The 2500-nt window shown below is 51.2% G+C and carries 2 tRNA genes and 2 rRNA genes (1 of these 4 cut by a window edge); all 4 read left to right on the top strand.

Annotated elements, in window-relative coordinates:
* Positions 1 to 143 (top strand): 16S ribosomal RNA (locus tag QT990_RS35350) (it extends 1394 nt beyond the left edge of the window).
* Between the two features lie 91 nt (positions 144 to 234).
* Positions 235 to 311, top strand: a tRNA-Ile gene (locus QT990_RS35345).
* Between the two features lie 30 nt (positions 312 to 341).
* Positions 342 to 417: transfer RNA gene (locus QT990_RS35340), tRNA-Ala, on the top strand.
* 253 nt (positions 418 to 670) lie between these two features.
* Positions 671 to 2500, top strand: a 23S ribosomal RNA gene (locus tag QT990_RS35335); the annotation flags it as partial.

The raw sequence follows: 2500 nt of genomic DNA, 5'->3' as shown, positions 1-2500 counted from the left end.
CGCCCGTCACACCATGGGAGTGGGTTGCTCCAGAAGTAGCTAGTCTAACCTTCGGGGGGACGGTTACCACGGAGTGATTCATGACTGGGGTGAAGTCGTAACAAGGTAGCCGTAGGGGAACCTGCGGCTGGATCACCTCCTTAATCGAAGACTTCAGCTTCTTCATAAGCTCCCACACGAATTGCTTGATTCACTAGCGAAAAGCGATTGGGTTTCGACCCGAGAGAGACGATTGGGTCTGTAGCTCAGTTGGTTAGAGCGCACCCCTGATAAGGGTGAGGTCGGCAGTTCGAATCTGCCCAGACCCACCAATTGTCATGGGATGTGGCCGATCTGTAGATGGGGCCATAGCTCAGCTGGGAGAGCGCCTGCTTTGCACGCAGGAGGTCAGGAGTTCGATCCTCCTTGGCTCCACCATTAACTCGACAATCGCTGAAAGCTCAGAAATGAGTGCTGCTTGCGCATCTGATGGTGTGTGAGGGTATTGATTTCTGGTCTTTGCGCCAGAACTGTTCTTTAAAAATTTGGGTATGTGATAGAAGTAGATTTGAGTGATCACTTTCACTGGTGGTTATTCAAGTCAAGGTAAAATTTGCGTGTTCTCTATGCAAATTTTCGGCGAATGTCGTCTTCACGTTATAGACAGTAACCAGATTGCTTGGGGTTATATGGTCAAGTGAAGAAGCGCATACGGTGGATGCCTTGGCAGTCAGAGGCGATGAAAGACGTGGTAGCCTGCGAAAAGCTTCGGGGAGTCGGCAAACAGACTTTGATCCGGAGATGTCTGAATGGGGGAACCCAGCCATCATAAGATGGTTATCACACACTGAATACATAGGTGTGTGAGGCGAACCAGGGGAACTGAAACATCTAAGTACCCTGAGGAAAAGAAATCAACCGAGATTCCCTTAGTAGTGGCGAGCGAACGGGGATTAGCCCTTAAGCTTCTTTGATTTTAGCGGAACGCTCTGGAAAGTGCGGCCATAGTGGGTGATAGCCCTGTACGCGAAAGGATCTTAGAAGTGAAATCGAGTAGGACGGAGCACGAGAAACTTTGTCTGAATATGGGGGGACCATCCTCCAAGGCTAAATACTACTGACTGACCGATAGTGAACCAGTACCGTGAGGGAAAGGCGAAAAGAACCCCGGAGAGGGGAGTGAAATAGAACCTGAAACCGTATGCGTACAAGCAGTGGGAGCCTACTTTGTTAGGTGACTGCGTACCTTTTGTATAATGGGTCAGCGACTTATTTTCAGTGGCGAGCTTAACCGAATAGGGGAGGCGTAGCGAAAGCGAGTCTTAATAGGGCGTCTAGTCGCTGGGAATAGACCCGAAACCGGGCGATCTATCCATGGGCAGGTTGAAGGTTAGGTAACACTGACTGGAGGACCGAACCGACTACCGTTGAAAAGTTAGCGGATGACCTGTGGATCGGAGTGAAAGGCTAATCAAGCTCGGAGATAGCTGGTTCTCCTCGAAAGCTATTTAGGTAGCGCCTCGTGTATCACTGCTGGGGGTAGAGCACTGTTTCGGCTAGGGGGTCATCCCGACTTACCAAACCGATGCAAACTCCGAATACCAGCAAGTGTCAGCACGGGAGACACACGGCGGGTGCTAACGTCCGTCGTGAAAAGGGAAACAACCCAGACCGTCAGCTAAGGTCCCAAAATCCTGGTTAAGTGGGAAACGATGTGGGAAGGCTTAGACAGCTAGGAGGTTGGCTTAGAAGCAGCCACCCTTTAAAGAAAGCGTAATAGCTCACTAGTCGAGTCGGCCTGCGCGGAAGATGTAACGGGGCTCAAACCAGGTACCGAAGCTACGGGTTCAACGCAAGTTGAGCGGTAGAGGAGCGTTCTGTAAGCCTGTGAAGGTCAGTTGAGAAGCTGGCTGGAGGTATCAGAAGTGCGAATGCTGACATGAGTAACGACAATGCGAGTGAAAAACTCGCACGCCGAAAGACCAAGGGTTCCTGCGCAACGTTAATCGACGCAGGGTGAGTCGGTCCCTAAGGCGAGGCTGAAGAGCGTAGTCGATGGGAAACGGGTTAATATTCCCGTACTTCTAGTTACTGCGATGGGGGGACGGAGAAGGCTAGGCCAGCAAGGCGTTGGTTGTCCTTGTTTAAGGTGGTAGGCAGAGATCTTAGGTAAATCCGGGATCTTAATGCCGAGAGCTGATGACGAGCTTTCTTTTAGAAAGCGAAGTGGTTGATGCCATGCTTCCAGGAAAAGCCTCTAAGCTTCAGGTAACTAGGAACCGTACCCCAAACCGACACAGGTGGTTGGGTAGAGAATACCAAGGCGCTTGAGAGAACTCGGGTGAAGGAACTAGGCAAAATGGCACCGTAACTTCGGGAGAAGGTGCGCCGGTGAGGGTGAAGTATTTACTACGTAAGCCCATGCCGGTCGAAGATACCAGGCCGCTGCGACTGTTTATTAAAAACACAGCACTCTGCAAACACGAAAGTGGACGTATAGGGTGTGACGCCTGCCCGGTGC

Source organism: Microcoleus sp. T3_B1, assembly GCF_036700445.1.
In the GTDB taxonomy this organism is placed as follows: Bacteria; Cyanobacteriota; Cyanobacteriia; order Cyanobacteriales; family Microcoleaceae; genus Microcoleus.
This window is presented reverse-complemented; position numbering and strand designations above follow the sequence as displayed.